24 protein-coding genes are annotated in these 25,762 nt (G+C 66.4%); 11 read left to right on the top strand and 13 right to left on the bottom strand.

Annotated features, from left to right (window positions below; all coding sequences use genetic code 11):
- Positions 1 to 12 precede the first annotated feature (12 nt).
- The 3 genes from ACSBP4_RS10375 to ACSBP4_RS10365 all read right to left on the bottom strand — a co-directional run bounded on the left by ACSBP4_RS10375 (position 13) and on the right by ACSBP4_RS10365 (position 2,759).
- Complete coding sequence (locus ACSBP4_RS10375; protein ID WP_006179789.1) at positions 13 to 624, bottom strand: translation initiation factor IF-2 subunit beta; 612 nt, start codon at positions 622 to 624, stop codon at positions 13 to 15.
- Between the two features lie 193 nt (positions 625 to 817).
- Positions 818 to 1,201: a DUF5789 family protein gene (locus ACSBP4_RS10370; RefSeq protein WP_049966226.1), complete on the bottom strand. Its 384-nt coding sequence runs from the start codon at positions 1,199 to 1,201 to the stop codon at positions 818 to 820.
- 223 nt (positions 1,202 to 1,424) lie between these two features.
- On the bottom strand, positions 1,425 to 2,759 hold the full coding sequence (locus tag ACSBP4_RS10365) for an aspartate aminotransferase family protein (RefSeq protein WP_435552155.1): 1,335 nt from the start codon (positions 2,757 to 2,759) through the stop codon (positions 1,425 to 1,427).
- A 196-nt stretch (positions 2,760 to 2,955) separates the two neighbouring features.
- Here ACSBP4_RS10365 and ACSBP4_RS10360 point away from each other — a divergent pair, with 196 nt between their 5' ends.
- A complete protein-coding gene (locus tag ACSBP4_RS10360; protein ID WP_006179786.1) occupies positions 2,956 to 3,447 on the top strand; it encodes an Lrp/AsnC family transcriptional regulator in 492 nt (163 codons plus the stop codon).
- 23 nt (positions 3,448 to 3,470) lie between these two features.
- Here ACSBP4_RS10360 and ACSBP4_RS10355 read toward each other — a convergent pair whose 3' ends face one another.
- Entirely contained in the window at positions 3,471 to 4,868 is a 1,398-nt protein-coding gene (locus ACSBP4_RS10355; RefSeq protein ID WP_049966228.1) for an APC family permease, read from the bottom strand.
- A 397-nt stretch (positions 4,869 to 5,265) separates the two neighbouring features.
- On the opposite strand from ACSBP4_RS10355, the gene ACSBP4_RS10350 reads away from it, so the two are divergent.
- The 4 genes from ACSBP4_RS10350 (at position 5,266) to ACSBP4_RS10335 (ending at position 8,102) form a co-directional block, all read left to right on the top strand.
- Positions 5,266 to 6,216, top strand: coding sequence for a PGF-CTERM sorting domain-containing protein (locus tag ACSBP4_RS10350; protein WP_435552154.1), 951 nt, complete (start codon positions 5,266 to 5,268; stop codon positions 6,214 to 6,216).
- A gap of 401 nt (positions 6,217 to 6,617) precedes the next feature.
- Positions 6,618 to 6,842 (top strand): hypothetical protein, encoded by a 225-nt coding sequence (locus ACSBP4_RS10345; RefSeq protein WP_006649500.1) that lies wholly within the window; start codon positions 6,618 to 6,620, stop codon positions 6,840 to 6,842.
- A gap of 354 nt (positions 6,843 to 7,196) precedes the next feature.
- Positions 7,197 to 7,616, top strand: coding sequence for a hypothetical protein (locus ACSBP4_RS10340; RefSeq protein WP_049966230.1), 420 nt, complete (start codon positions 7,197 to 7,199; stop codon positions 7,614 to 7,616).
- A gap of 132 nt (positions 7,617 to 7,748) precedes the next feature.
- Complete coding sequence (locus ACSBP4_RS10335; RefSeq protein ID WP_049966231.1) at positions 7,749 to 8,102, top strand: hypothetical protein; 354 nt, start codon at positions 7,749 to 7,751, stop codon at positions 8,100 to 8,102.
- 3 nt (positions 8,103 to 8,105) lie between these two features.
- On the opposite strand, the gene ACSBP4_RS10330 is transcribed toward ACSBP4_RS10335, so the two are convergent.
- From ACSBP4_RS10330 to ACSBP4_RS10320, 3 genes are all read right to left on the bottom strand, one after another.
- Positions 8,106 to 10,622: a DEAD/DEAH box helicase gene (locus ACSBP4_RS10330; RefSeq protein ID WP_435552153.1), complete on the bottom strand. Its 2,517-nt coding sequence runs from the start codon at positions 10,620 to 10,622 to the stop codon at positions 8,106 to 8,108.
- A gap of 1 nt (position 10,623) precedes the next feature.
- Positions 10,624 to 12,087, bottom strand: a complete 1,464-nt coding sequence (locus ACSBP4_RS10325; protein ID WP_435552152.1) for a ribonuclease H-like domain-containing protein — start codon at positions 12,085 to 12,087, stop codon at positions 10,624 to 10,626.
- Between the two features lie 64 nt (positions 12,088 to 12,151).
- Complete coding sequence (locus ACSBP4_RS10320; RefSeq protein WP_006649495.1) at positions 12,152 to 12,502, bottom strand: thioredoxin family protein; 351 nt, start codon at positions 12,500 to 12,502, stop codon at positions 12,152 to 12,154.
- Positions 12,503 to 12,711: 209 nt separating this feature from the next.
- Between ACSBP4_RS10320 and ACSBP4_RS10315 the strand changes: the two genes are divergently transcribed.
- Both ACSBP4_RS10315 and glnA read left to right on the top strand, forming a co-directional pair.
- Entirely contained in the window at positions 12,712 to 13,008 is a 297-nt protein-coding gene (locus ACSBP4_RS10315; RefSeq protein ID WP_435552151.1) for a hypothetical protein, read from the top strand.
- Positions 13,009 to 13,232: 224 nt separating this feature from the next.
- Positions 13,233 to 14,585, top strand: coding sequence for a type I glutamate--ammonia ligase (gene glnA / locus ACSBP4_RS10310; RefSeq protein ID WP_006179776.1), 1,353 nt, complete (start codon positions 13,233 to 13,235; stop codon positions 14,583 to 14,585).
- A 177-nt stretch (positions 14,586 to 14,762) separates the two neighbouring features.
- Here the strand turns inward: glnA and ACSBP4_RS10305 are convergent, their stop codons facing one another.
- Positions 14,763 to 14,993 carry a MarR family transcriptional regulator gene (locus ACSBP4_RS10305; protein WP_435552150.1) on the bottom strand — a complete coding sequence of 77 codons (231 nt, stop codon included), beginning with the start codon at positions 14,991 to 14,993 and terminating at the stop codon, positions 14,763 to 14,765.
- A gap of 164 nt (positions 14,994 to 15,157) precedes the next feature.
- Here ACSBP4_RS10305 and ACSBP4_RS10300 point away from each other — a divergent pair, with 164 nt between their 5' ends.
- The gene (locus tag ACSBP4_RS10300) at positions 15,158 to 15,472 is read left to right on the top strand and encodes a hypothetical protein (RefSeq protein WP_435552149.1); all 315 of its coding nucleotides are present in this window, start codon (positions 15,158 to 15,160) and stop codon (positions 15,470 to 15,472) included.
- A gap of 33 nt (positions 15,473 to 15,505) precedes the next feature.
- Here ACSBP4_RS10300 and ACSBP4_RS10295 read toward each other — a convergent pair whose 3' ends face one another.
- The 5 genes from ACSBP4_RS10295 to ACSBP4_RS10275 all read right to left on the bottom strand — a co-directional run bounded on the left by ACSBP4_RS10295 (position 15,506) and on the right by ACSBP4_RS10275 (position 21,612).
- On the bottom strand, positions 15,506 to 16,333 hold the full coding sequence (locus ACSBP4_RS10295; protein ID WP_435552148.1) for a hypothetical protein: 828 nt from the start codon (positions 16,331 to 16,333) through the stop codon (positions 15,506 to 15,508).
- Between the two features lie 79 nt (positions 16,334 to 16,412).
- Positions 16,413 to 17,249: a metallophosphoesterase gene (locus ACSBP4_RS10290; RefSeq protein WP_435552147.1), complete on the bottom strand. Its 837-nt coding sequence runs from the start codon at positions 17,247 to 17,249 to the stop codon at positions 16,413 to 16,415.
- A gap of 10 nt (positions 17,250 to 17,259) precedes the next feature.
- Positions 17,260 to 18,978 carry a hypothetical protein gene (locus tag ACSBP4_RS10285; protein WP_435552146.1) on the bottom strand — a complete coding sequence of 573 codons (1,719 nt, stop codon included), beginning with the start codon at positions 18,976 to 18,978 and terminating at the stop codon, positions 17,260 to 17,262.
- Positions 18,975 to 20,249 (bottom strand): Single-stranded DNA binding protein, encoded by a 1,275-nt coding sequence (locus ACSBP4_RS10280; protein WP_435552145.1) that lies wholly within the window; start codon positions 20,247 to 20,249, stop codon positions 18,975 to 18,977. Before ACSBP4_RS10280 ends, ACSBP4_RS10285 begins: the two co-directional genes overlap by 4 nt.
- Before the next feature lie 367 nt (positions 20,250 to 20,616).
- Complete coding sequence (locus ACSBP4_RS10275) at positions 20,617 to 21,612, bottom strand: PhoU domain-containing protein (protein WP_435552144.1); 996 nt, start codon at positions 21,610 to 21,612, stop codon at positions 20,617 to 20,619.
- Positions 21,613 to 22,117: 505 nt separating this feature from the next.
- On the opposite strand from ACSBP4_RS10275, the gene ACSBP4_RS10270 reads away from it, so the two are divergent.
- From ACSBP4_RS10270 to pstA, 3 genes are read left to right on the top strand one after another with little or no spacing between them, the layout of a single operon-like run.
- Positions 22,118 to 23,092 (top strand): PstS family phosphate ABC transporter substrate-binding protein, encoded by a 975-nt coding sequence (locus ACSBP4_RS10270; RefSeq protein ID WP_049966240.1) that lies wholly within the window; start codon positions 22,118 to 22,120, stop codon positions 23,090 to 23,092.
- Positions 23,093 to 23,132: 40 nt separating this feature from the next.
- A complete protein-coding gene (pstC, locus tag ACSBP4_RS10265) occupies positions 23,133 to 24,074 on the top strand; it encodes a phosphate ABC transporter permease subunit PstC (RefSeq protein WP_049966241.1) in 942 nt (313 codons plus the stop codon).
- 49 nt (positions 24,075 to 24,123) lie between these two features.
- On the top strand, positions 24,124 to 25,761 hold the full coding sequence (gene pstA, locus ACSBP4_RS10260) for a phosphate ABC transporter permease PstA (protein ID WP_049966242.1): 1,638 nt from the start codon (positions 24,124 to 24,126) through the stop codon (positions 25,759 to 25,761).
- Position 25,762: the final 1 nt, after the last annotated feature.

Here is a 25,762-nt window from a genome sequence, read left to right as displayed (position 1 = left end):
AAAAAGGGGTACTCAGTCGAGCCGAGCGAACGCGAGGTTCCCGGAGATGTTCTTGATGTAGATATCGACCACGTCGCCCTCCTCGGCACCGGGGACGAAGATGGTGTACTCGCCTTTCTCCGCGACGCCGTCGCCCTTGCGGCCGGTGCCGGTGATCTCGACGGTGTAGGTCTTGCCCTCCTCGACTGCCTCCTGTTGTTGTTGCTGCTGGCTGGCCGTCGAGCGCTTGGTCACCGGCCGGAAGGCACCACAGGCGTCACAGCGCAGCATCGGCGTGCGGTCCTCGCGGACGAGGCGGGTGTCCGGCAGGCCACACTCCGAACAGAGGACGTACTCGTCGACGTAGGCGTCGATGGCCGCATCGAAGTCCTGCTGGGAGAAGGTGCCGTTGTACCGGCCTCGGCCGTCGTCGAGCTTGCCGCTGGTACCGAGTTCGCGCTGGATGAACCGGTGGACGTGTTCGGTGTCCCGCGAGAGGACGTCCGCGATCTCGTCGAGGTTCGTGACGCGGGTGAACGCACCGTCTTTCTGTGGCTCGGGATCGGGGATCTGCAGTCGCTGTTCGTCGCCCCCGATATCGGGGACGTCCTCCATCGCGCGGTCGAGGCTCGATTCGTAATCCATACGCGAAAACAGGCGACGCGAACGTAAATCCGTTCTGCTATCGCAGCCACTGACCGTCAGTGGACACCCTGATCGCACGACCGTATCGCGGTCGGCGTGTCCATCCTTTCAGCGGCTACTATCTCTCATGATCCGACCGACGGCGCGGCGGTCCGTCGATCGGCCCGCGACGGGGCACGATCCCGCCGTCGGGTCAGTGGTCGTCCCCGCCGCTCTCGGTCAGCGAGTCCCCCTTCCCCTCGTCGAGTTCTCGGAGGTCGCGTTCGGGGTTGGCTTCGTTCGGGCCGCCGGCCTCGCCGGTGATCTCGCCGTAGGCCGCCTCCCGGACCGCTTCGGGGGAGTCGAACTGCTCGCCCGCCAGCCGGTCGAAGACGCTCCCCAGCGACTCCGTCTCGTTTGGCATGTCGATCGGCTCGTCGGCGTACTCCGTCGCCAACTCCTCGCTGGTGACCGGATACTCCAGCTCCCCGAGATCGCGTTCGACGGCCTCGAGGATCGACTCCGTGTTGTCGGCCCGCTCGGCTTTCCGTCGTTCCGCGCTGTCCTGTGCCCGGTCGCGGCTGGGTCCGTCGCTCATGGCTCGAGCTATCGCTACCCGACCCAAAAGCGGCGGGCCGGCGATGGCGTGGCGGACGTGTGTGATCCGTACTCATTACTGACCGTCTATAGTGCTGTATTGGTCACTTATACACGGCTAAGTCGTCCCGTTCCCGACGATCAATCGGCGTGTCACTCACCCCTCGTGCCAACTCTACAGCCACCCGGGCACGCCCCCGTTCCTTTCGGTCGACGCCGTCGGCTCAGGCGGCCGTCTCGAGCGCGGCACGGAGTTCGTCGACGGCGTACTGCAACTGGTCGCGCGAGATGGTCAGCGGCGGCTGGAACCGCATGACGTTCTTGTAGTAGCCGCCGACCCCCATCACGACGTTCGATTCGTCGCGGAGGTAGTCGCTGACGGCGGCCGCGAGGTCGCTGTCCGGGGCCGGCGACACGTTCTGTGGTCCCGTCGTTTCCGGATCGACGAGTTCGACGCCCCACATCAGCCCGAGCCCGCGGGTCTGACCGACGACGTCGTACTCGTCCTCGAGCGCGCCGAGTTCGTCGGCGAGCCACTGGCCCTGCTCGCGGGCGTCGTCGACGATCCCGTCCTGCAGTTCGTCGATCGTCGCCAGCGCGGCCGCACAGGCGACCGGATTCCCGCCGAACGTCGAGAGGTGGTCGCCGGACTCGAAGGCGTCCGCGATCTCCGCGGTGGCGGTAAAGGCCCCGAGCGGCAGCCCGTTCGCGATCCCCTTGGCCTGGGTCAGGATATCGGGTTCGACGTCGAAGTGGCTGCTCGCGAACAGTTCGCCGGTCCGACCGTAGCCGGTCTGGACCTCGTCGGCGATCAGCAACGCGCCGTGGTCGTGAGCGATCTCTTGGACCCGCTCGAGCCAGCCCTCCGGCGGCACGACGATCCCAGCTTCGCCCATGACCGGCTCGACGACGATCGCCGCGAGGTCGCCGCTCGTATGCGAGCCGATCACGCGCTCGAGTTCGTCGGCACACCCCGAGTTACACTCCCCGCCCTCACAGCGTGGACACCGGTAGCCGTAGGGCGGCGCGGTGTGGGCGACGTCGTTGAGCGTCGGGGCCATCCCCTGCTTGTAGGACTTGTTGCCCGTCAGTGCCAGACTACCAAGCGTCCGGCCGTGAAAGCCCATCTCGAGGGAAATGACCTCCTTCGATCCGGTGTACTTCCGCGCGAGCTTGACCGCGCCCTCGACGGCCTCCGTCCCGGAGTTACAGAAGAACGTCTTCTCGAGATCGCCCGGCGTTACGTCGGCGATCCGCTCTGCGAGATCGGCGACCGGCTCGTTGGGATGAACGTACGAACAGCCGTGGACGAACTCCTCGAGCTGGTCTTTGGCGGCGTCGACGACGGCCTCGTTCCCGTGGCCGACGTTCGTCACCGCGATCCCCGCGAAGACGTCCAGATACTCGTTGCCCTCGACGTCCTCGAGCGTACAGCCCGAGGCCCGTTTGACGGGGACATCGAGCGACTTCCAGATCGGCATCATGTGGTCTTCGTAGGCCGAAACGACGGCCGCGTTCGATTCGCGATTGGCCGCTCTCCTGGGCTCTTGTTCGGACATACTACATACTTCTAGACTGGGTCCTAATAAACTATAGTATCTAGAACTCAATACACAGATCTGGCCCCGCCTCCGCGACGCCGTCGGAGCGATCGGACTCTGCGCCGGGCCGAGCCATCGAACGCCATCCGATTTTCGTCCGGTGACGGACCCGATATTCGAATGTTGTTTATCGGAGTGGACGAATATCCGTGACATGGACGAGCGAAACGTTCGCATTCTACAGGCCGTCGCGGAACTCGGAACGGGAAGCCCCGACGAGATCTCGGAGTACACCGATATCCCGAAATCGACCGTCCACTACCGGCTCACGAAACTCAAGGAGGACGGCGTCGTGACCAACGACCTGTTGGACGTCAACCTCGAGGCGTTGGGACTGGAGATCACGGTCGTCACGGAAGTCATCGCGGAGTACGACGAACAGTATCACGAGGACGTCGGGGAGCAACTCGCCGCCATCGAAGGGGCCAATCAGGTGTATTTCACGATGGGGGACACCGATTTCATCGTCATCGCACATCTGGCGGACCGGGAGATGGTCAACCGTCTCATCAGCGATTACGAGGCGATCGACGAGGTCGTTCGCACGAGTTCGCAGTTCGTGGTCGAAACGGTCAAGGACGAACCGCATCCGCTGAACGACTTCGAACTCGAGACGTTAGTCGAGTCGACCGCGGACGAGGACTGACTCCCGACGGACTGTCGCAGCACTCACTCGAGTTCGCTCGGCTCCAGATCGGCCAGTTCGATCTCCGAGTCCGTCGAGGTGATTCCATACAGCACCACGCCGAGCAGCGTCCAGCAGAGGACGATCGCCCACTCGTAGGGCCAGACGAGCGCCGACGGCCCGCCCGGGAGATAGAGGCCGATGAAGCCGAGCGTCAGGACCAGCCCCGCGGCCCCGAACGCGTATCCGAACGGGAGCTTCAGCGGGCGGTTCAGGCCGGGCTCTCGGTAGCGGAGAACGAGGAACGAGACGACGACGAGGAACCAGGCGACGACGAGGCCGAGCCCGCTCGCGTTGACGATCCAGACCAGCATCTGTTCGCCGAACAGCGGCGCGAAGATCGAGAGTCCGCCGATGAGGACGATCGCCGTCGAGGGCGTGTTGTACTCGGGGTGGAGCGCGTTGATCCGTCGCGGGATCATCCCCGAATCGGCGAGCGCGAAGACGGCGCGACTGGCCCCCAGCAGGAAGGAGTTCCAGCTCGTGAGGATACCCGCGATGCCGGCCAGTGCCATGATGCGGCCGATCAACTGACTGCTGAAGATCGTTTCCATGGCCGCGGCAGCCGGCAGCGGGCTCTCGACGAGTTCGACGCCGGGCATGGCCTGCCCGGACGCCCAGATCACGCCGACGTAGAACAGCGCGGCCAGCGAGACCGCCGCCGGAATGAGAAGCCCGATGACACGGGGCGGGACGTCCGCTTCCTCGGCGGATTGGGGAATGACGTCGAAGCCGACGAACATGAACGGCGTCATGATCGCGACCGTGGCGACGCCTGCCGTCCCGACGTCCGACAGCGGCGGGTTCGGCTGGGTCTGTCCGTTGAACAGGGACCCAATGACGAGCATGACGCCCGCGAGGGCGATGACGAGCGTTAGCAGCGTCTGGAACTGTGCCGCGGGTTTCACGCCGCGGTAGTTGAGCCCCGTCATCACGATCGCGCCGATCCCGCCGACGAGGATCCAGGACGCGTACACCGGTTCGCCGGCGACCGTCCAGAGTTCGAGGACGTTGAACCCGGGCACGATAAACGCCATTGCGGACGGCAGCGCCACGACCTCGAAGACGACGACGCCGACGTAGCCGAGGACGAGCGACCACGTACACACGAACGACCAGAGCGGGCCGAGCGCCCGGAAACTGTACACGTGTTCGCCGCCGACGAACGGCATCGCGGACGTGAGTTCACCGTAGATCAGTCCGACGACGCATACCATGACCGCGCCCACGACGAAGCCGAGTACCGACCCGGCCACACCCGCTTCGTCGATCCAGAACCCGGTCTGGATGATCCATCCCCAGCCGATCATCGCGCCGAACGCGAGGACGAAGAGGTCTTTTTTCGTCAGGATCCGCTCGAAGTCACTGTCGTTTCCTGCCATACCACGCAGTGCCAAATGATGGGTGTTAAGTCTAACCATTCAAAAACGATCAAAATAATATCCTATATGATCACCAAATATTGGCTAATCTATGACTTCTATCGATCGTACCGGCAATCGAAGGCGACGGACCGGCCGTCGTCTCGCCAGCAAAGTCGTGGCCGTCCGGCTCGGGTGTCGGAGCCAGCAGTAGGTGTCGGTTTCGACGGCCACCGATCATTCAAACGACCGCCTACGCCTCGTAACGACCTGCTACCGCTCGAGTACGCGGCTCATATATAGGATAGCCGATCCGGTACGGCAGGTCGATGACATATAGAAGTAAACGACAGTCGTCGACGCTGATCGATCGCCCGCTCGACGCCCGGAGAATCGAGCCGGAGAGGGGTGCATAACCATGGCCGACGCACGCGGTACGGACGGCCCGAAGCGGTGGCAAACGCTCCTCGCGCTCGGGCTCGGATTGGCCGTGATCGGCAGCCTCGTCGCGGCGGGTTCCGGGGCGGTCGCCGCGCAGGCCGATCCGGACGACAACGGGACCGTTTCGGAGGCGGCATACGTCGACCCCGCACCCGAGAAGGGAGATCCCTACTTCGAGGCGGCGGCCGACGACGGCAGCTGGGTCAGTTACGAGAACCCGCGCGACGAGTACCGGAGCCCCTATCTCGGGGACGGCTCCGGGAAAGTCTGCGTCTCGCTGGTCAACGAAAACGGCGAGCCGGTCATCGGCGAGTCGGTGCCGAACACGTCCGTGACCGTCCCGACCGGCGGCGCGACGACGTGGCACTCCGACGCCGATCCGATGACCGTCCAGTTCCCCATGGACGACCACTACGAGTTCCCGCTCGACGGCGATCAGTTCGGAACCAGTCCGGACGTCGCACAGGGCGACGGCTATATGGACTCCCACTGCCTCGAGTTCCACGGGAACCCCGAAGACGCGACCCTCACCTACGGCGAAGCCGAGATCAGCGGCGAATACGCCGACCGAATCGACGTCGCCGGCTATATCCAACAGGAACCGGCGGGCGACGGCTGGGACACCGATATCGACCCGGTCGCCGCCGCGGAGTCCTACGAAGAGGCGGGCGGCGGCTGGACATACAACGCGGCCGAGAACTCGACCCACGGCCAGGTGGTCGTCGTCCTGCAACTCGACGCCCCCGCCGACGAGCGGTTCGACCCCGACAACTCGAGCGATCCACCGAACGGGTCCGACCCGGCATCGGACGGCGAAACTGGTGACGACAACGGGGATGCCGAGAGCAATGACAGGATGCCCGGCTTCGGCGTCGTCAGTGCGCTCGTCGCGCTGTCCGTTGCCGTCCTCGCTCGCCGTCGCGGTTAAGGCGGGCGGTTACCGGGATGCGTCGCTTTCGAACCCGAGGAGACGAAAGACAGGGAACGGCTACCGGATGTAGCCGGGAACCATGGAGCTCCGTTGTGTGACGACGGGGTGACGATCGAGTGGGTGGCCCCACCGACAGACTGTCGTACCCCCGTCTATCGGACGATTGGTTCGAACCACAATAATTCTGCTGGCCAACGCGTCGGGAACGACGCGAAAATCGCCGGTAGAATCCGTCGAACGGCCGATATGGTATGGTATTCCATGACGGTCGACTACCCGATCCCGACGCCTGTCGTTTCGGGGTGGCGGCCTCGCGACGCAGTCGGTCCCGAGTGACGGGTTATAGTCGGCCGCCGGAACCAATTAGGTTTTGACGGTCGACGCGAGACACCCGGGAAATGACGACCGCGAACGATTCGGACGAGACCCCCCGCGTTCCCATCGTCTGTCCCGACTGCGAGACGACCTCCCGCGTCCCGCTCTCGGACGTGGCCGACGCGATCGAACGACACAACGACCAACTTCACGACGGCGATGCCGTCGCGGAAGTCGACCCGGAAATCGCCGATCGGATCGCGGACCTGGTCGCGGACGAACTCGGACTGCTCGAGAACACGGAGTGACGGCCGGTGTCGTCACCGGCCGAAGAATCGGCGGAGTCTGTCGACGAGTGAACCGGACGATCCCTCGTGTTTCCGTGCGGTAACGCGTCCTTCTTCGTCGGGCGCGTCGTCGAGTCGAACGTCGGGTCGTTTCGAGTCCATCCCTCTCGAGTACGGCGGCTGGTATCACAGTCGTTCCCCCTGCACGTTCACCCCGATGCGCCGACCGCCGACGGCGTCCCGTTCCGGTAGCCACACCGACGCGCCCGATCACAAAACGCCGCTCGTTTCCGGCTCGAGCGGTTATATTTCGTCTTTGCTTACCGTTAGTTCAGTGGGAAGGTTTATGCGTCCATCCTCGACTGCGTTCACTAGATGACACGCCAGAACGCGACGGTCGACCAAGAGGGACGTCCCACCGAGACGGACGAGGGAACGCGGCTGCCGGCCGAAACCGAACCGGCCGCGACGATCGCGGCGACGCGAACGCCGTCGGACGCCGGCGCAGTCGGTCATCCGAACACGCTGACGATCATCGGGCAGGGAACCCCCTCGAGTTTCGAGATCACCGTCGACGGCGGGATCGAACTGGCCGCCGAATCCGGAACGGCGGACGTGACCGTCCGCTCCGGCACGAGCGTCGAAGGGACCGTCGAGTCCGAGACGGTGACGGTTCGGTTCTCCGGCGACCTGACCGACGTCACGTTCGTCGATCGCGGGATCACGGGCCGGGAACCGGCGGCGACCCCGAACGTCCACGTCGATTACGGCGTGCCCGACGGGCGCGGGTCGTAGCCTGCGGTCCGTCGATCCCGTCGCCGATGCGGACGGACCGGCGGGGCCGATCCCGTCCGAACCGGTGGGACGGCGCGATCCGGTCGATCGATACGCAAACATACTCCCGGACTGGAACCGTCACGTACGCACATGGACGACGCAACTCCCGACGCCGACGCCGACCCGTCGGTCGAGACCGAGAGTGACGCGTCCGGCGCGGCCGACGAGGAGACCGAGCCGGACGAGGCGGAAACCGACGCCGAGTGGATGGACCCCGCCGACGAGCGGATCCTCGAGTTCATGCAGTCCGAAGACGTGTTCGAACCGAACCAGTTCGACGAGGCAGGGATCTGTCCGGCGAACTTCGCCGCCTATCGGTGCCGGGAACTGGCCAAATACGGCCTCCTGAAGCGGCACATGCCCGGTGTCTACGAGGTTACCGACGCCGGTGAACGCTACCTCGCGGGCGAACTCGACCCCAGCGAGTTAGCGCCCGAGGAGTAGCCGCTACGAGATCGACGCGGGCGGGCGGCGCTCGTCGCGGTCCTCGTCCGCGAGGTCGGAGCGGTAGTCGGCGCTGCCCTCGTCCAGCAGCGCCTCGAACACGTCCCGCGCGGCGGGGCCGTACAGGGGCCGGTTGTCGTTCCCACAGCGATCGCTCATGAGACAGGCGGGACAGCCCTCGTCGCGACCGCAGTCGCAGTCGACCCAGAGATCGCGGGCCCGCCGTGCGACCGCCTCGTACTCCTCGTAGATGCGCCGGGAAAAGCCCAGCCCGCCCTCGATCCCGTCGTAGATGAACCAGCCGCTCGCGTCGGTCCCATCGGGGAGCCGGTTGGTCGCGAGCCCGCCGAGATCCGCCGCATCGACGGTCAACTCGAGCGGGGTCACGGCGATCATCGCGTGTTCGACGGCGTGGATCCCCCCGAGGTAGCCGTGGAGCCGCGGGGGCAGCTCCTCGCACTCATCGTTGTGATAGTCGCTGTGGGCGGCCGTCACCGCTCGTTCCACGTCCGCGGGGACTTCGGCCCAGCACAGCTGGGTGCGCATCTCCAGGGGTGGAACGCCGGTCTCGAGGCCGACCGCGCGGACGTCGCCCGACTCGAGGTCGCGTTTCGAGAACGTCTCGTGGTGGACCGTGACCGTCCCGTACCCCCAGTTGAGCCGGAAGTCCCCAACGTCGCGGGATTCCCGAATCTCCGTGTCGTAGATCGTCGTCCGGCGCTGGGACTGGGTGTAGTAGTCGAGGTCGGCTGCCTCGAGTTCCACGTACGGCCGGGGGCGGTCCTCGCGGAGTTCGACCACCTCGTACTGGTCGCCACGGTATAGCACCGTCGCGCCTTCGTGATAGTCCCGGTACGCGCGTGCGCGGCCGATCGGCTGATGGTCGATCGAGCCCTCGCCGGCCAGTCGGACCTCGAAGGAATCCCCGCCCGAGGCGTAGAGGCTGATCTCGTCCTGTGGCCGGTCGCGGTGGGCGTAGGTGATCCCACCCGCGAGCGAGCCCTCGAAGTCGCCCGTCCGGCGGCCGTACTCGACGGCCTGCTCGAGCCGATCGCGCCCGCCGAACCGGGCCGCGTCCGCGCGGCGCAGGGGTAGCTCCTGGGCCGAACACCGCAGGTGCTGCAGGTAGACCGGGTTGTTCTCGAGGTCGACGACCGCGCTTTCCGGTTCCTCCTCGAGCAGGTATTCGGGGTGATTGCGAACGTACTGATCGAGCGTCGAGTGGCTCGGGACGAACACGGACAGGGCCTCGCGCTCGCCACGTCCCGAGCGGCCGATCCGCTGCCAGAACGACTGTCTCGAGCCGGGATACCCCAGCAGGACGGTGCCGTCGATCCCGCCGACGTCGATGCCGACCTCGAGCGCGCTGGTCGTCGCGACGCCGTCGAGGTCACCGCTCTTGAGGCGGTTTTCGGTACCTCGCCGCGATCGTTTGCCGTGGCCGGCGTTGTACGCGGCGAAATCGGCGATGCCGCTGTAGGGAAGCGACGGCGTCTCGAGGAACTCCTGTGCGCGACCGACGGCGAGTTCCGTCCCCTTCCGCGAGTCACAGAACAGCAGCGAGGGAACGCCGTGATAACAGCAGTGGGCCCACACCTCGGGGGCCTCGACGGTGGCGGGGCGTTTGCTCGGTCGCCGGGCGGCCCCCTCGTCGTTCCCGTCGCCACTGCCCTCGCTGGCGTCGTCGGCCGGCGGATCCCAGAAGACGAGGTGGCGGCGGCCGCTCGGGGAGCCGTCCTCGTCGATCACCGTCGCCGGCTCGCCCGTCAGCGCCTCGGCGTGGTCGGCCGGGTTGCCGATCGTCGCGCTCGTCAGGACGTACTGGGGGTCGCCGCCGTACCATTCGATCACCCGCTGGGCCCGCCGAAGGATCCAGGCGGCGTGCATCCCGCTGATCCCGGTCCACGCGTGGGCTTCGTCGACGACGAGCAGGTCGCAGTCCGCGTGAAACGCGGCCCAGCGGTGGTGGCCCTCGAGGTACTGGTTCAGCCCCGCGAAGTTCGTGATGACGACGTTCGCCTCCTCGCGGATGCGGGACTTCTCCCGCTGTTTGGTGTCGCCGTCGTAGACGCCGACCGTGACGTCCAGCCCGAGGTCGTCGAACAGGTCGTTGAGTTCCCGCTCCTGATCGCGGCTGAGCGCCTTCGTCGGGTAGACCAGCAGCGCACGCACGTCCGGGTCCTTCCGGAACCGCCGCGCGATGTCCAGCGCGTAGACGTAGGTCTTCCCCGAGGACGTCGAGGTCGTGACACAGACGCTCTCGCCGCGCTCGAGCGCCGCGAGCGCGTCGGCCTGATGGCGCCAGGGATCGACGGCGAGCTTTGCGGCGAGGTCGGGCGGCAGTACCTCCCTCGCGGGGACGTGATCGGCGGATTCGGCCGGCAGTATGAACCGTTCGCGGCACTGTCCGCCGTAGCGGGCGTCGGGATACGTCTCGCGGAGTTGCGCGGCGGTGAGCGCGAGGCCGTCCGAGCCGGTGTCGTCCCGGCCGTCGATCGGTCCGTCGGTGTCTCTTGGCATGTTAGAAGTCGGTGAGTCCGGTCTGTGTCGTTTCCGCTGTGGATCCGTCCGCATCCGGCGATGCAGTCGCAGTCGGGGCCGCCGCGATCGCCTCGTAGACCGCGGCCAGTTCGCGAACGTCCGCCTCGCAGTACCGGCGGGCGGCCGTCCAGTCGATGGTCGCCCCCTCCGATCCGGATCCCCCGTCCGCACTACTCGAGCCCTCGAGCAGCCGCCGGATCCGCTCGGCCAGCGTTTTGCCGTCGAGCGCGGCCGCGGCCCCCGTTCGGTCCCGACCCAGTGCGGCGGCCACGTCCTCGAGCCGGTTCGTTCGGCCCGGCAGGACGGCATTGTCCCGGCGGACCGCCCAGTCGTAGGGGTCGTACGTCGAGACGTGATCGCGCCAGTACGCGCGGTACTCGGGCGCGTAGCGGGCGATAAAGCGCTCGAGGTGGTCGTAATCGAACCCGTGGCCGTTCCACGCGACCAGCGAGGGGGCATCGTACTCGGCGGCCAGCCACGAGACGAACTCGCGGGTCGCTTGCCCCGGGTCCTCGCGGGACGGCTCGGTGTCCACGAAGTCGACGTACGCCTCCCGGTCGGGGTCGTAGACGCCGATCAACCAGACGATCGTCGGCCGGAGCCCGTCGGTTTCGATGTCGACGAACAGCGGCGTCGCGTCGTCGGTCGGCGGGAGCGGATCCGCCGTCGTCCGGACGACGCGGCCGTCGGCGAGCGCTCGCGCGCTGTGGACGATCTCGCGGGCGGTCGACGGGCCGATCCCGTCGATCGAGGACAGTTCCGTCGCGGACGCCGTGGCGACGGCTGCGCGCGTCCCGTAGCCGGTGTCCCGGAGCCGCCGGGCTATCGTCGGACCGACGCCCGACAGCGCCCCCAGTCCGAACCTGTCGGCCGGGACCGACGACACCGCGACCGAGCCGGTTCGGCCGCAGGTGAGGCAAGCGAGTTCGACCGCTCCCGACCGTTCCAGCGGAGCGACCCCGCGGATCGGCAACCGGACCGGATCACCGTCGACCGTCGTTTCCCAGACGTGGTCGTAGCTCGCTGTGAGCGCGCCGGTTAGAAACGTCGTCTCTCGGCTCGAGCGAGCGCGATAGCGGCCGATCGTCTCACGGCCGGCGAGCGTTGCCTCGAGCGCGACGGCGTCGGTCGTCGGCTCGAGGTCGTCACAGACGACGTAGTCGGCGGGTGGCGCGTCCGCCAGCAGGGACGCCGACGATGCGAAGACGAACGAGGTCCCCGCGACGGTTTCGGCCCGGATCTCCGCGGGGCCGGCAGCGGCGACGACGGGACAGTCGGCGGCCCGTCGGACCCGGCTCACGACGCGGACGTCAGACGACTCCCGAACGACGTAGACGAGGTCCGGACCGAAGTACGCGAGGGCGTCGCGGACCGCCGCCTGGTCCAGTTCGGCGACGGCGTTACAGCGGAGCGCGAGCAGATCTGCCCCCTCGTCGTCGGGCATAGGAAAGGCATGCGAGCGAGCGGGCATAAGGGTTCTCGGACGTGCGGCGGACCTTGGGAGCCGGTCAGTCGGCGTCGACTGCTTCGGGAACGTTCGACTCGAGGAAGTCGGTGACTGCATCGCCGCCCTGGAATCCGTCGGCCAGCCGCGCGACCTCCTCGCCGTCCTCGAACAGGATCAGAGTCGGTACCGACCGGATGTCGAACCGGTCGACGAGGCCGATGTCGTCGCCGGGATTGACCATCCCGATCGAGACATCGGTTGCGCGAGCGACGTTGCCGAGGACCGGTTCCATCGCCTGACACAGCGCACAGCCGCTCGTGTAGAACTCCACGAGCGCGACGTCGTGACTCGCCACGAACTCGTCTACGTCGTCGCCGGTCTCGAGCTGACGCGGTTTACTGGTCGCGGCCATATCCCAGGTACGACTCGGTCGCTGAAACCCCTGACGGACGGTGACCCTCGAGCGACGGTCGCGTCGGATGGCCACGCGATTGTCCGGTGTGAACGCGTCTCATTTCGAACATGTGGAGACGTTGTCGCGGACCGGATTCACCGTTTCGCTGTATTGTGTGAACGCTGCACGGAGTGTAACTTTATGCGTCGGTCCTGTACCCACGCTCGATGACCCGGCCCACAACTGCCCACGACGACGGCACGTCGACACTGAGAAAGGTGACGCTGTTTTGCTGGGAGTGTGATCACTCGAGTCCGATCGACGGCGACTGGGTGTTCCAGTCGCGAAAGCGTTGCGTCGCGTACGTCTGTCCGGAGTGTGAGACGACGCTCACGAAGCGCCCGCGCCGGACGGAACGGTCACGTGAGCGGCCGTCGTCCGAACCAGTGGCAGCGTGGGAGCGGGCGGTTCGAACGCCGGTGACGGTCCGGCACCTGCTCGAATCCAAGCAATCTACCTTCTGATATTTCTCGATCCAGGTACCCGATCTCGGTGCTGATTGCCGGCGGCTGGGACGCGGCCGCTCCACAACTATTCAATTTCATCGCCGTCTTCCTGCCGATGTCAGCCACCCACCGAATATTACCTATTATAATCGACGTACGGCCACTTTTTGCTACATTTGCGTATATTCGCCCACAACAGTAGAGCTTTAATAGTAGAATCCGTTGGCATAGGCGAGCAGAAGATGACGAACGGGAACCTAACCGCTACCGAAGAGGAGGTACTGGACGAAATCGAGGCGAAAGACATCGACTTCCTTCGCCTGCAGTTCACGGACATTCTGGGAACGGTCAAGAACGTCTCCGTGCCGGCTCGACAGGCCGAGAAGGCCTTCACCGAGGGAATCTACTTCGACGGCTCCTCGATCGAGGGGTTCGTCCGCATTCAGGAATCGGACATGCGGCTCAAGCCCGACCCTGAGACGTTCGCGGTCCTGCCGTGGCAAAACCGCGAGGACGGGGCCTCGGCCCGGATGATCTGTGACGTCATCGACACCTCGACGGGCGAACCCTTCGAGGGCGACCCGCGCCGCGTCCTCAAGAACACTCTCGAGCGCGCCGACGAGATGGGATATACCGTCAACGCTGCGCCCGAGCCGGAGTTCTTCCTGTTCGAGGAAGACGAGGACGGCCGCGCCACGACCGAGACCGGCGATCACGGCGGCTACTTCGACCTCGCGCCGAAGGACCTCGCCAGCGACGTTCGCCGCGACATCATCTACGGCCTCGAGGAGATGGGCTTCGAGATCGAAGCGAGCCACCACGAAGTCGCTAAGGGCCAACACGAGATCAACTTCGAGTACGACGACGCGCTCGCGACGGCCGACAACGTCGGGACCTTCCGCACAGTAGTCCGCGCGATCGCCGCTCAGCACGGCCAGCACGCCACCTTCATGCCCAAGCCGATCCCGCGCATCAACGGCTCGGGAATGCACACCCACCTCTCGCTGTTCGAGGACGGCGAGAACGCCTTCCACGACGAGGACGGCCAGTTCGACCTCTCGGAGACCGCACAGTCATTTATCGCCGGGATCCTCGAACACGCACCGGCGATCACGGCCGTCTCGAACCCCACCGTCAACAGCTACAAGCGACTGGTGCCCGGCTACGAAGCACCGGTCTACGTGGCGTGGTCCGACCGCAACCGCTCCGCACTGATCCGCAAGCCGGCCGCGCGGGTCCCGGCGGCCTCCCGCATCGAGGCCCGCTTCCCCGACCCGTCCTGTAACCCCTATCTCGCGCTCGCCGCGCTCATCAGCGCCGGCCTCGACGGGATCGAACGCGACCTCGAGTGTCCCGACCCGATCCGGGAGAACATCTACGAGTTCGACGAGGCAAAACGCGAGGAGTACGGCATCGACACGCTGCCGACCAACCTCGGCGAAGCCGTCGAGGCCCTCGAGGAGGACGAGGTCATCTACGAGACGCTCGGCGACCACGTCGGGCCGAAGTTCGTCGAGGCCAAGAGCCAGGAGTTCGAGGACTACCTCGTCGACGTCTCCCAGTGGGAGATCGACCGCTACCTCGAGACCTTCTGAGACGGTTTGCTGTCCCGATGTCCCGGTGGGACCGCGACCGTCCTGCGGTCCCACCAGTACTGACGGACAGGAGACCGTATGAACCGGCGACCGCGACGGCACGCCGAGAAACCGATTTCCGTCCCGCCAGTCGTCAGTCAGCCGACGCTCCCGTCTCCGCGGCTCGTCGTCGCCCGCTCAGTTCGCAACGATGTAGGCCGACTCCCGTTTTTCGACGTGGCCGGCGTCGACCAGCGAGTGCAACACGCTCAGGACGTTGATCTTCTTCATCGCCAGTATCTCTCCAACTTCCTCGATCGTCGCGCCTTCCGCCACCTCGAGGTAGAGGTACACCAACTTCGCACGGGCCGACTCGAGGTCGTCCGGAACCGGATCGAACGCTTTTTGCTGTTGCTTCTGTGAAACCATTGTCACTCCCAGCCACCCCGTTCGTGTATATAAATTCACACGTAGTTGGGGTACTAATGGATACTAGGACCTGATATGGCCCGTGATACCGCGTCACTGAACGGTCCGTGACCCGCTCGAGCGGAACGACGAGTTTTAGGGACCGTCGGTTCCCAGCAGCGAGTATGACCGCGGACGAGCGACCGAGCCCCCCGACGGAGCTAGACCGCGTTGGCCACGAGGCGCTCGACGAACTCGCGACCCGGGAGCCGGCGGCGCTCCGCGCGGCGAGCGAGTACCTCGAGGAACTGGCGGCGTGGAAAGCGGGCGGGACCGACGGGGAAGACGAACCGTCCCCGGCGGACGGCGAGCCGGCCGCGTATCCCGACGGCGTCCCCGAGCGGGCGAGCGTCTCGGTGACCGAGATCGCCGGCACCGAGTACTACTACTTCCAGTGGCGCGAGGGCGACGAGATCAGATCGGAGACGGTCCGACGGTAGGCGGCGTCCGCCGCCCGACACGGTGGAAGGGCGTCAGTCGGCCGCCGGTGCGGACTCGAGGACTCGCCCGAGCGCGTCCGCGACCCGCTCCGGGCGGGCCATCGTCGCCGTGGCACACCGGATCGGGAGCGGCCACGGAAGCCCGCGTCCGATCTCGAGTCGGTCGGCGGCGAGATCGACCGCCCGTAACTGCGATCGGGGAACGAACTGATAGTTGATCGTCCCCGACCGGTGGACGCACAGCCCGCTCTCGAACAGCGTGTAGGTTCGCGGTCGGCCGGCGGTGATCGCCTGTCCGATCAGGGCACCGCCGAACGCGGGCAGCGGATTGACGCTCGGCTCGAGGACGAAGACGAGCGCGAACCCGACGACGAGGAGGCTGCAGCCGAGAACGAGCCCGCCAGCGCGAAGCAGCCACCGATACCGACGGTCCGGCCGCGCATGCCACTCGGCCAGTACCGACCCCCGTTCGCGGAGCGCGGTGACGTGGCGGTTTACCGTGACCAGATAGACGGCCGCGCCGCCGAAACTGAAGACGACGATCTCCACGAACCACGACCCGAGCCACGGCTCGAGGCCGCGCACGCCGACCGCCGGGAGGACCGGGACGACGGCGGCTCCGGCGACGATCACCGCGACCGGGAGGGCGTACAACCGCGTTCGGACGAGTGTCGTCGCGAGTGCGGACCGCGTATGGCACCAGCCGGCCGCGATCAGCCCGGCACACGCACCGATCGCGACGGGCCACAACGCCGTGTACGCCGCGCCGAGGACGCGGCTGGTCGCACACAGCGTGAGTGCCCCGACGTATCCGCCGAGGACGATCGAAAAGAACGCAGCCGATGGCTTCCGGAGGGACATATCCCTCGTTGGGCCTCTCTCGCCAAAATAGTTTTTAATTGAAACGTTTCGATCGGATCGTAGGGGTCCCGCCGTCGAATCAGACCGACTCGTAGGGACCGAGCCGGGTCCCGTCGAGCAGGTACGCCTCGCCGTCGGCCAGCCCCGTGGGAAGGAACGGCGAGAGAAACGACTGGCCGGCGACGTTGGTCCACGTCCCGCCGACCAGTTCGTTGAACGCGGGGATCACTACGGCTCGCGGCGGCTCGGCCGCCCCTTCGAGCCACGACACGCCCTTGTATTCCGACCGGTCGCGAAACGGCTCCGGAGCGAGTCGCCCCCGCAGCCACGCTCGCTCGACGCGGCTCCCGCCGACCTCGTCCTCGAGTCTGACACAGGGGTGTTCGTGTCCCAGACAGACCACGTCGCTCTCGAGGACGGCCCGCGAGGGCCAGGTGTGGCCGTGACAGACGCCGACGTCGCCGCGGGCAACACCCGCGCCGGCGACAACCTCGACCGTCGCACTGATATCGTCGCTCTCGCCGAGCCACGTCTCGATCCGGCCGTCGTGGTTGCCCTTGACGACGGTGACCGCGAGGTCGCTCGGGAACGACTCGAACAGCACCTCGAGTTCGCCGCGTTCGGCCCCGCCCGGATCGCCGATCGAGTGCATCAGGTCGCCACAGACGACCAGTCGGTCGGGTCGGATCCGCTCGAGCAGGGCAGCGAGGCGCTCCCGGCGGTCCGGGGCCTGACTGGGGACGTCGACACCGCGCTCGTACCGCAACGCCGCCTCGTAGCCGGCGTGGTAGTCGGCGACGAGCAGGGCGCGGTCACGGCCGATCGTCGCGGTCGCGGCCGGTTCGTTGGGGACGGGTTCGACCAGCGGCTGCCTCGACGGTGCGGCCCCGTCGCGCCGGCGGGAATCGTCGCGCATCCGTTCGCGATCAGATCGCTTTCAGCGTCTCGTCGTCGGGTTCGTAACACTGCCCGCCCATCAGTGCGTCCTGAATAGCCTCCTCGACGTCCTCGGGGGCGGCTCCGGTGTCGTCGGCGACTGCCTCGACCAGTTCCGTCCGGTCGGCCCCGTCGCCGTCGTCGAGTTCCTCCATCGTCTCCACGACGTAGTCCTCGAGGTCGACGTCGTCGGCCGGTTCCGCGTCGCTCTCGGTGTCGTCCGTCTCGGCTGCCGCCTCGTCGGCCGACTCGTCCGCCGTCACCGCCGCCTCCGGCTCGGCGTCGGGCTCCGACGCGTCGCTCGCGCTGTCGGCCTCGAGACCGGATTCTGGCGGTTCCCCGAGCCCGTCGTCGTCGGAGTCGCCCGCAGCGGCGGCCGCGGACTCCGTATCGGCGTCGTCGGGTTCCGGCGCGTCCGCGGGGTCGTCGGCCGGTTCGTCCGGCTCGGGAACATCGATCTCTGCCTCGCCGGGCTCCTCGACCTGGCTACCGGTCGTAAACTCCGCGCCGAACTCCTCCTCGAGCTGTTCACGCTCCTCGTCGTCCATCTCGTACATCCCGCCGTCGTCCATCTCGCCGGCGTCGAAGTCGCCGAGGTCGTCGTCGGCGTCACCGTCGTTGGATTCGGGGCTCGTCGACTCGCCGGTGTCGTCGGGAGTCGGGGCCGCGGTATCAGCGGCCGCCGTCTCGGTTTCGGGTTCGTCGGCCTCGAGGGACGCGGTCTCGGATTCGGCGTCCTCGACTGACGAGTCCTCGGTGACCACACCCGCGGTCTCTCCCTGATCGGTCGTCGTCCCGTCGGCGTCGACGTCGATCGCGGCGTCTTCGGTCCCGGAATCGGTCTCGGTGGCCGTCCCCGCCGCGGAGCCCGAGTGTGCGTCGTCGGGATCGGTTGCCGCCCCGCTCCCGCCGGCCGTCGCCGCCATCGGTTCCGCCGGCTCGGACTCGAGCGCGTCGGCGTCGATGCCGTCGAGATCGGCCAGCGACGCGAACGAGACGTCGTACTCGGGACTCGTGGCGTCGGGCGCGAGGTCGAGCCCGCTCACCTGATCGCGCTCGCCGGCGACGACCTCGCAGGCCTCGCGGGCGCACTCACGCAGCGCCGCCAGATACGCCGGCGTCGTGCCGTAGTGATCCTGTGCGAGCGGGATCCCCGCTGCCAGCCCGGATTCGACGCCGGCCTCGAGCAGCGCGTCGGTCAGGTCCTCGCCGTCCGCGTCTAGGTCCGCCGCGCCGGCGTAGGTACCGATCCGTTCGAGGGTCTGTTCGGCCGCGCTGACGACCCAGCGGTCCCGAGTGTCGGCGTCGACCGTGGCGATGCTCTCGGGGCGCAGGGAGGTGTAAACCTGGTCGCCGTCCTCGGGCTGGAAGGTCCGTGCTTTGCCGGTTACCGCGACGAATTCGGGCGGCTCGACTCCCTCGAGGAAGGCCAGTTCGTCGGGCTGGTACTGGCCGGCGTAGACGACGAACGCGCCGGTCGGGTCGACGACGCGGGCCCGGACCATCTCCTCGTTGACCGACGTGACCTCCGTGAGAGTGCCGACCGCGAAGACGCGGTTGAGCCGCGCGCCGGTCGGCGAGATCACGTAGTTCGGAGCCCGTTCCTCGTCGCTCTCGGCGTAGGACAGCGAGGCGTCGTCGTACTCGGCCGCGAACAGGCGGTAGGCGATCTCCCGTCCGGGGACCTCCTCGTCGTCGTTCGCACTCATGCGTCCACCTCCTCGAGGAAGGCCGTCGCACGCGCGGCCGGATCGTCGTCGCTCTCCTCGAACGTCTCGGCGTCTAAGTTCGCGCCGTACTCGTCGACCGAGAGGTGGCCGCGTACCCGATACTCGCGGCCGACGATGTGTTCACGGATCCGGTCGGCCACGACTTCCTGATCCATGGCTTCGCGGGCCTGTTCGAGGGCGTCCTCGAGGGTGCCGCCGTAGACCCGCTCGGTGAGTTCGTCGTCGAGAACGACGGTGACGGTACCGGTTCCGTCGTCGAGGATCGCCTTGACGCGCAGATCGTCGATCCCGTCGACGTCGCCGTGGGTCCGGCACTGTCCCTTCTGGACGACCCGATAGCATTCGGGACAGCGCTGGATGAGCCCGGAGCCGTCACGGACCGCGAGCAGGTTCCCCACGACCTCGACGTCGTAGATACCGCCGGTTCCGACGGCGTCGGCGACGTCCATCGTCGAGGTATCGCTCCCGACCTCGATCCGCCGGTCGAGTGCGGTGACCGTCGAGAACTCCGAGACGTTGACTTCGGGGACGCCGCGGAACTCCTGAACGTAGGCGTTCTCGATACGAACCGTCCCGCCGTCCTCGATCTCCGGCGCAGGGTCCCAGTTCGTGAACGGGAGGCGGCCACTCTCGTCGCCGAAGACGCCGCTTAGGATATCGGTCTCGCCGTCGCGGCCGTCGATCGTCTTGCGCTCGCACTCGAGGACGTCGACCTCGATACTGACTGCGCGATCGCCGGTCCGGAGGTCGGCCAGTTGTGCCTCGCCGCCGACCTCGTAGGGGACGTCGAGCGACTCCGAATCGACCGACAGCGAGGTACTCTCGCCGAGGTTGAGTTCGGGTTCGCCGTCCCACTCACGGACCCCGGCGTTGCCCGCCGTGATCGTCTCGCCCGGCTCGAGGCCGAAGTCCTCCCAGGCGGTGTAGTCGATGACGCCGGACTCGTCGGCCAGTCGCCCCTCTACGATGACGTGGTCGTCACCCTGATAGCGGATCGACCGCTCGCCGGCCGTCAGGACGACGCCCGTGACGGTGACGTTGCTGTCGTCGGGCGTGATGTCGGCGATGTCCTTCGCCGATGGCGTCCCGCCGCCGCCGCTCTGCCCGTCGCCGTACTTCCGCCGGAGGCTCTGTTTGGCCTCGTCGACCGGCACGCTGTACTCCACCAAGTTCTGCAGGTCGTCTTTGACCTCCTCTTTGTCGACACCGAGGTCGGAGGCGAGATCCTCGGCATGATCGTCGAGTTCCATCGTTTTCCTTTGGAGGTGGGGCTTAAAAAGCGTTCCCGGAGGAGGGCGGAAGTGAACGAGCCGGACGCCGAATCGAGCCGTTCGTGAGTGTCGAATAACTCCCGAAATGGACGGTCAGTACGGGAGATGCTGTCTCACTTCGAACCAAGCAACCGGCATGCGGTGGCGCGCGCTGTCGGCCGACCGAACGATAGTGAGGGCGGTCGATAACACTGTGCGAGGGATGAGCGAGTGCCGGAGGCACGAGCGAATCGGCTGGGGAGGGCGTGGCGACTCCCCGTTGCCACAGTAGCGGGACGCTTCTCTTCTCGCCTACTCTCCCGTCAAACCACTTCAGGAAATGGGCGCACGCGGTATAATCGTTTCATCAGGGCCGCGGAGCGGCCTTCTGCAGCGCCGTCTCGGCGATGTTCCCGCCGTAGTCGGCGCTCCGCGAGAGCGAGTCGACGATCAGCCCCAGCGACTGGGCCTGTACCGGTTCCAGATCCCGTAGCATGTCGTCGATCTGGCGGGTGTGTTCGTCGATCTCGAGGACGGCCTCGCGGGCGTCGTGGCCCAGTCGGTTCGCCTCCTCGGTTCCCTCGGCGAACAGCGCGTCCATCGCCTTCTCCAACACCGTCGCGGCGTCGGTTCGCAGTTCCTCGAGCGCCTCGGCGACCGGTTCGGGGATCTCACCGAGTTTGAGCGCGATGTTGCTGATCTTGGCCGCGTGGTCGGCGACGCGCTCGAGTTGCCGGGCGCTCGAGTGGAAATCGAAGCAGTCCTCGCGGGGGACGCCGAGTTCCTCGGCGGCCCGCGGCGATCGCAGGGTGGCACGGAAGATCCGCGAGACGACCAGCCAGAGCCGGTCGACGTCGTCGTCCCGTTCGATGACGTCGCGGGCGATGTCGTCGTCGTTTTCCGTCAGCGCCGTCACCGCGTCCTCGAGCATCGACTGGGCGATCAGCCGCATTCGGGTCACGGCGTTGACGATCGAGAGTTCCGAGGAGTCGAGCAGGTCCTGAATGACCACACTGTCGGTCGTCTCCTCCAAAACCTCGACGCCGACCAGCCCCTGCGTGGCGTCCCGGATCGCCCGCCGCTGGTCGGTCGTGATCCGACCGGCCTCGAGCCTGATGATGTCGAAGCCACTGACGTACATCGTCATCACGGCCCGGGTCAGCCGCTCGCCCTCGAGACTCGAAATGTCGAGGCTCCCCTCCTGTCGTTCAGTGTCGCTCTGAGGGGTCAACAAGAGCGCGTCGTCTTCGGGGTAGAACTCGACGGTCGTCCCGGCGCTGACGTCGTTTTCCGTCGCCCACGTTTTGGGGAGCGAGACCGTGTACGTCGAGCCGCCGGTCACCTGGACCTTTCGCGTCTCCATACGGTGGGCTTCGGCCGCTCGGGCATAAATATACGCGGGTCTATAGAGCGCCGTTGGTTGCCCATAGAACGGCGATTCAGCGCCGTCTAATCCCGGGATACGAACGACATATGGACACGAACGGGACTACCCGGTAGTGAACGAGATCAGTATATAGATACAGGTGGCAGCCGGGTCGCCGCTCCGTGAACGGCGTACCCTCGAGCAGGTCGGTGGGATCGGTGGGGACACGAGTCGATCGCGGTGGTCCCAGCGGGCCGTCACACCGACCGTTGCCCGACGAATCCTGGACTGCTATTCTCCCGGTCCATATGCCCGCAGCGACGAATTCGCGTCGATGGCTGCGATCGTTCGATGACGTGATCGACTGCGGTTCGCCGCCTCGACACCGCGCTCCGACCCTCCCGCTGCCGACGAAATAGGACTATATAGAGATATGTGATCACTGACGCATATATATGATTCATAGCATCCCTTTTTTATACCCCTTCGAATCACTCACGTGATGGCAGACAACCAGTTCGGACGCGACGCAGTATCGCGACGGAAGTTCATCGCCGCAACCGGCGCCGCCGGGACGGCCGTGATCGCAGGGTGCAGCGACACGAGCAGCGGGAACGGCGACGACGAACTCTCGGGGGAAGTCATCGTCAAGGGGTCAAGTACCGTCTTCCCCATCTCCGACGCGATGGCCGAACGGTTCATGGAGGAGAACCCGAAGGTCAACGTCACGGTCGACCCGACCGGCAGCGGTGGCGGCTTCGAGAACCACTTCTGTCCCGGTGACGCCGACATCAACGGCGCATCGCGCCCGATCAAGGAAGCGGAGCAGAGTCACTGCGCCGACAACGACGTCACACCGATCGAGATGCACATCGCGGGCGACGCGCTCACGGTTGCGGTCAGCCCCGACAACGACTGGGTCGACAGCATGACCTTCGACGAGCTGGCGCAGATCTGGGGCGACGACAGCGCTACCACGTGGTCCGATATCAACTCCGACTGGCCCGACGAAGAACTCGAGCTCTACGGCCCCGACACCACCTCAGGGACCTACGACTGGTTCAGCGAGAACGTCAACGGCGGCGGCCACCGGACTGAGTACGAGGGCACCGAGGACGACAACACCATCATTCAGGGCCTCGAGAACAGCCAGTACGCGATGGGGTACTTCGGCTACGCCTACTACAGCGAAAACAAGGACCGCGTCAAGGCCCTCTCGATCGCGGAGAGCGAAAGCGACGAGCCGACCGCGCCGAGCCTGTCGGCGGCCCAGGACGGTTCGTACCCGCTGGCCCGACCGTTGTTCATCTACCCCGCCGAGGGCGCACTCCAGCGAGATCCGGTCTACGAGTTCGTCAACTACTACCTCGAGAACTCGAGTGCCGACTGGATCGCCGACGACGTCGGCTACGTCCCGTCGAACCAGGACATGGTCGATGAGAACATGAGCGCACTCGAGGACGCAGCGGGCGAGTAACGCGAACGCCGACCGATTTTTCGGGGAAACCGAATAGAAAATGAGTGACACATCAATGGAAGCCGATCTCACACGATCGGCGAACGGACGAATTGCAAAGGAGCGGTTGTACCACGGGTTGTTGTTCTGCTGTGCGGCACTGACGGTCTTCGTGACGCTCAGTATCGTCGCTACGCTGGCGATCGACGCCGTCGAGTTCTTTAGCCGCGTCGACCCCCTCGCCTTCTTCACCGGCACGGAGTGGGTTCTGCGGAGCGAAAATCCGATTCTCGGTATCCTGCCGCTGGTGTCTGCCACACTGACCGTGACGATCGTCTCGGCGCTCGTCGCGATCCCGATCGGCACGGCGGCCGCGGTCTATCTGAGCGAGTACGCGAGCGATCGGATGCGATCGGTGCTGAAACCGGCCCTCGAGATCCTCGCGGGGATCCCGACCGTCGTCTACGGCTTCTTCGCGCTGGTGTACCTGACGCCGTGGCTCCAGCAACTGGGGCTCGACGTGGACCTGTTCAACCTGCTGTCCGCGTCGATCATGGTCGGGATCATGATCATTCCGATGGTCTCCTCGATCAGCGAGGACGCGATGAGCGCGGTGCCGGACTCGCTACGCCAGGCGGGATACGGCCTCGGTGCCACGAAGTTCGAGGTCTCGACGAAGATCGTCATCCCGGCGTCGATCTCGGGGATCTTCTCCTCGTACATTCTGGCGCTCTCGCGGGCGATCGGCGAGACGATGATCGTCGTGGTCGCCGGCGGCAGTCAGGGCCGAATGTTCGACCCGTCCCAGCCGTTCGCGAACCTCCTCAATTCCGGGCAGACGATGACCGCTGCCATGGTGCAGGCGGTGACGACGGACCTGTCGGGCGGAACCGCCGGCTACTACTCGATGTTCGCGATCGGGCTGACGCTCTTCGCCATTACGTTCAGCATGAACCTACTCAGCAACCGCATCGCCGCTCGATACAGGGAGGAATACCAATGAACCGAACGATTACTGCGAACGCCACGGCCACACCGGGGGTGCGTCGCTGATGGCGACGACCGACGAGTCGACGGGTGCCTGGTTCGGCGCGGACGGACAAGTGAGTCAGCTCCGCGGGCTATTGTTCAAAGCCAGCTGCCTCGGGGCGACGGTACTCACGCTGTTCCTCGTGTTCGTCTTTCTCATCTACGTGGCGGTCGACGCGGTCGAACCGGGGACGGCCGATCCGGCCTGGTGGGCGACGGTCGTCGCGACCGTCGCGCTCCCGGCGGTCGTCCTCTCGCTCTACTACTACCGCTCCGATCCACGGGCGGGTGAAGTCGCGTACACGGCGCTCGGACTGCCCGTCGCCGCGGCGCTGCTCGCCGGCGGCGTCGGTATCGTCTTCAGACATGTCGTCAGCCCACACGAGTGGCTCGCGCTCGTGATCGCTGCGATCGTCGCCTACGGCGCGCTCGAGGTCCACGAGCGAACGCGGGACGCCGGTGCGCTCGAGCGGGCCGCGGTCGGCGTGGTCGTTCTCGGACTGACGATCGTCGGGGTTCCCGGACTCGTCCCGAGCCTCCGTGCGCTGATCCTGTCGCTCCCGGTTCTCCCGATGGCACCCCTGTCGCTGCTGGGAACGTTCGTGGTGCCGGTCGGGATAGCGGCCGGCTGGTACGTCCGTCGCGCCCGCGAGAACGAGCGTGCGGGGTCGATCGCCGGCGGGGCCACGATCGCCGCGGCCGCGCTCGGCGTCGTCGCCGGGCCGCTCGCGGGCGTCTCCTGGACGACGTGGCTCATCCTGACGACGGTCGTCGGCGTTCCCGTCGGGCTATACGTCGAACGGGTTTTCAGAGGCGGCGAGGGCGTCTCCGGACTCGCGCTGCCGCTCGTCATCGCGGCCGGCGTAGTCGTCTGTGCCGTCGTCGTTGACGCGGCCGGGTTCGCCGGCCCGAACGTCTGGCTCGACTGGGAGTTCCTGACCGCCGCGCACAGTCGGACACCGCGGGAGGCCGGCATCTATCCCGCGCTCGTCGGGTCGGTGATGATGATCATCGTCGTCGCGATCGCGGCGTTCCCGGTCGGCGTCGGCGCGGCGATCTACCTCGAGGAGTACGCGCCGAGCGGCGGACTACTCGGGTCGGTCGTCGAACTCATCGAGATCAACATCGCGAACCTCGCCGGGGTCCCGTCGGTGGTCTACGGACTGCTCGGCCTGGCGCTGTTCGTCAAGGCTGGCGCCCTGCAGCCCGGGATCGTCGTCGTCGGCGGATTGACGGTCGCGCTGCTGATCCTCCCGATCGTCATCGTCTCCGCACAGGAGGCGATCCGGGGGGTACCCGACTCCCAGCGACAGGCGGCCTACGGGATGGGCGCGACGAAGTGGCAGACGGTCCGGACCGTCGTTCTGCCGCGGGCGATGCCCGGGATCCTCACTGGGACGATCCTCGCGCTCGGCCGCGCCATCGGCGAAACGGCACCGTTGTTGATGGTCGGCGTCGCGGCGGTCGTCCGGATCTCGCCGACCTCGTTCTTCGGACTGTTCAGCGCGATGCCACGACAGCTCTACTCGTGGGCACAGTTAGCCAAACCGGACTTCTACCACGGCGTCCTCGCGGCCGGGGTCCTCGTGTTGCTCATCGTCTTGCTGATGATGAACGGCACCGCGATCCTGCTGCGAAACAAGTACCAGCGACGCGATTGAA

The organism is Natrinema sp. CGMCC1.2065, from assembly GCF_051225675.1.
Taxonomy (GTDB): domain Archaea; phylum Halobacteriota; class Halobacteria; order Halobacteriales; family Natrialbaceae; genus Natrinema; species Natrinema thermotolerans.
The sequence above is the reverse complement of the archived record's forward strand: the minus strand, read 5'-3'. Positions and strand labels throughout refer to the sequence as shown.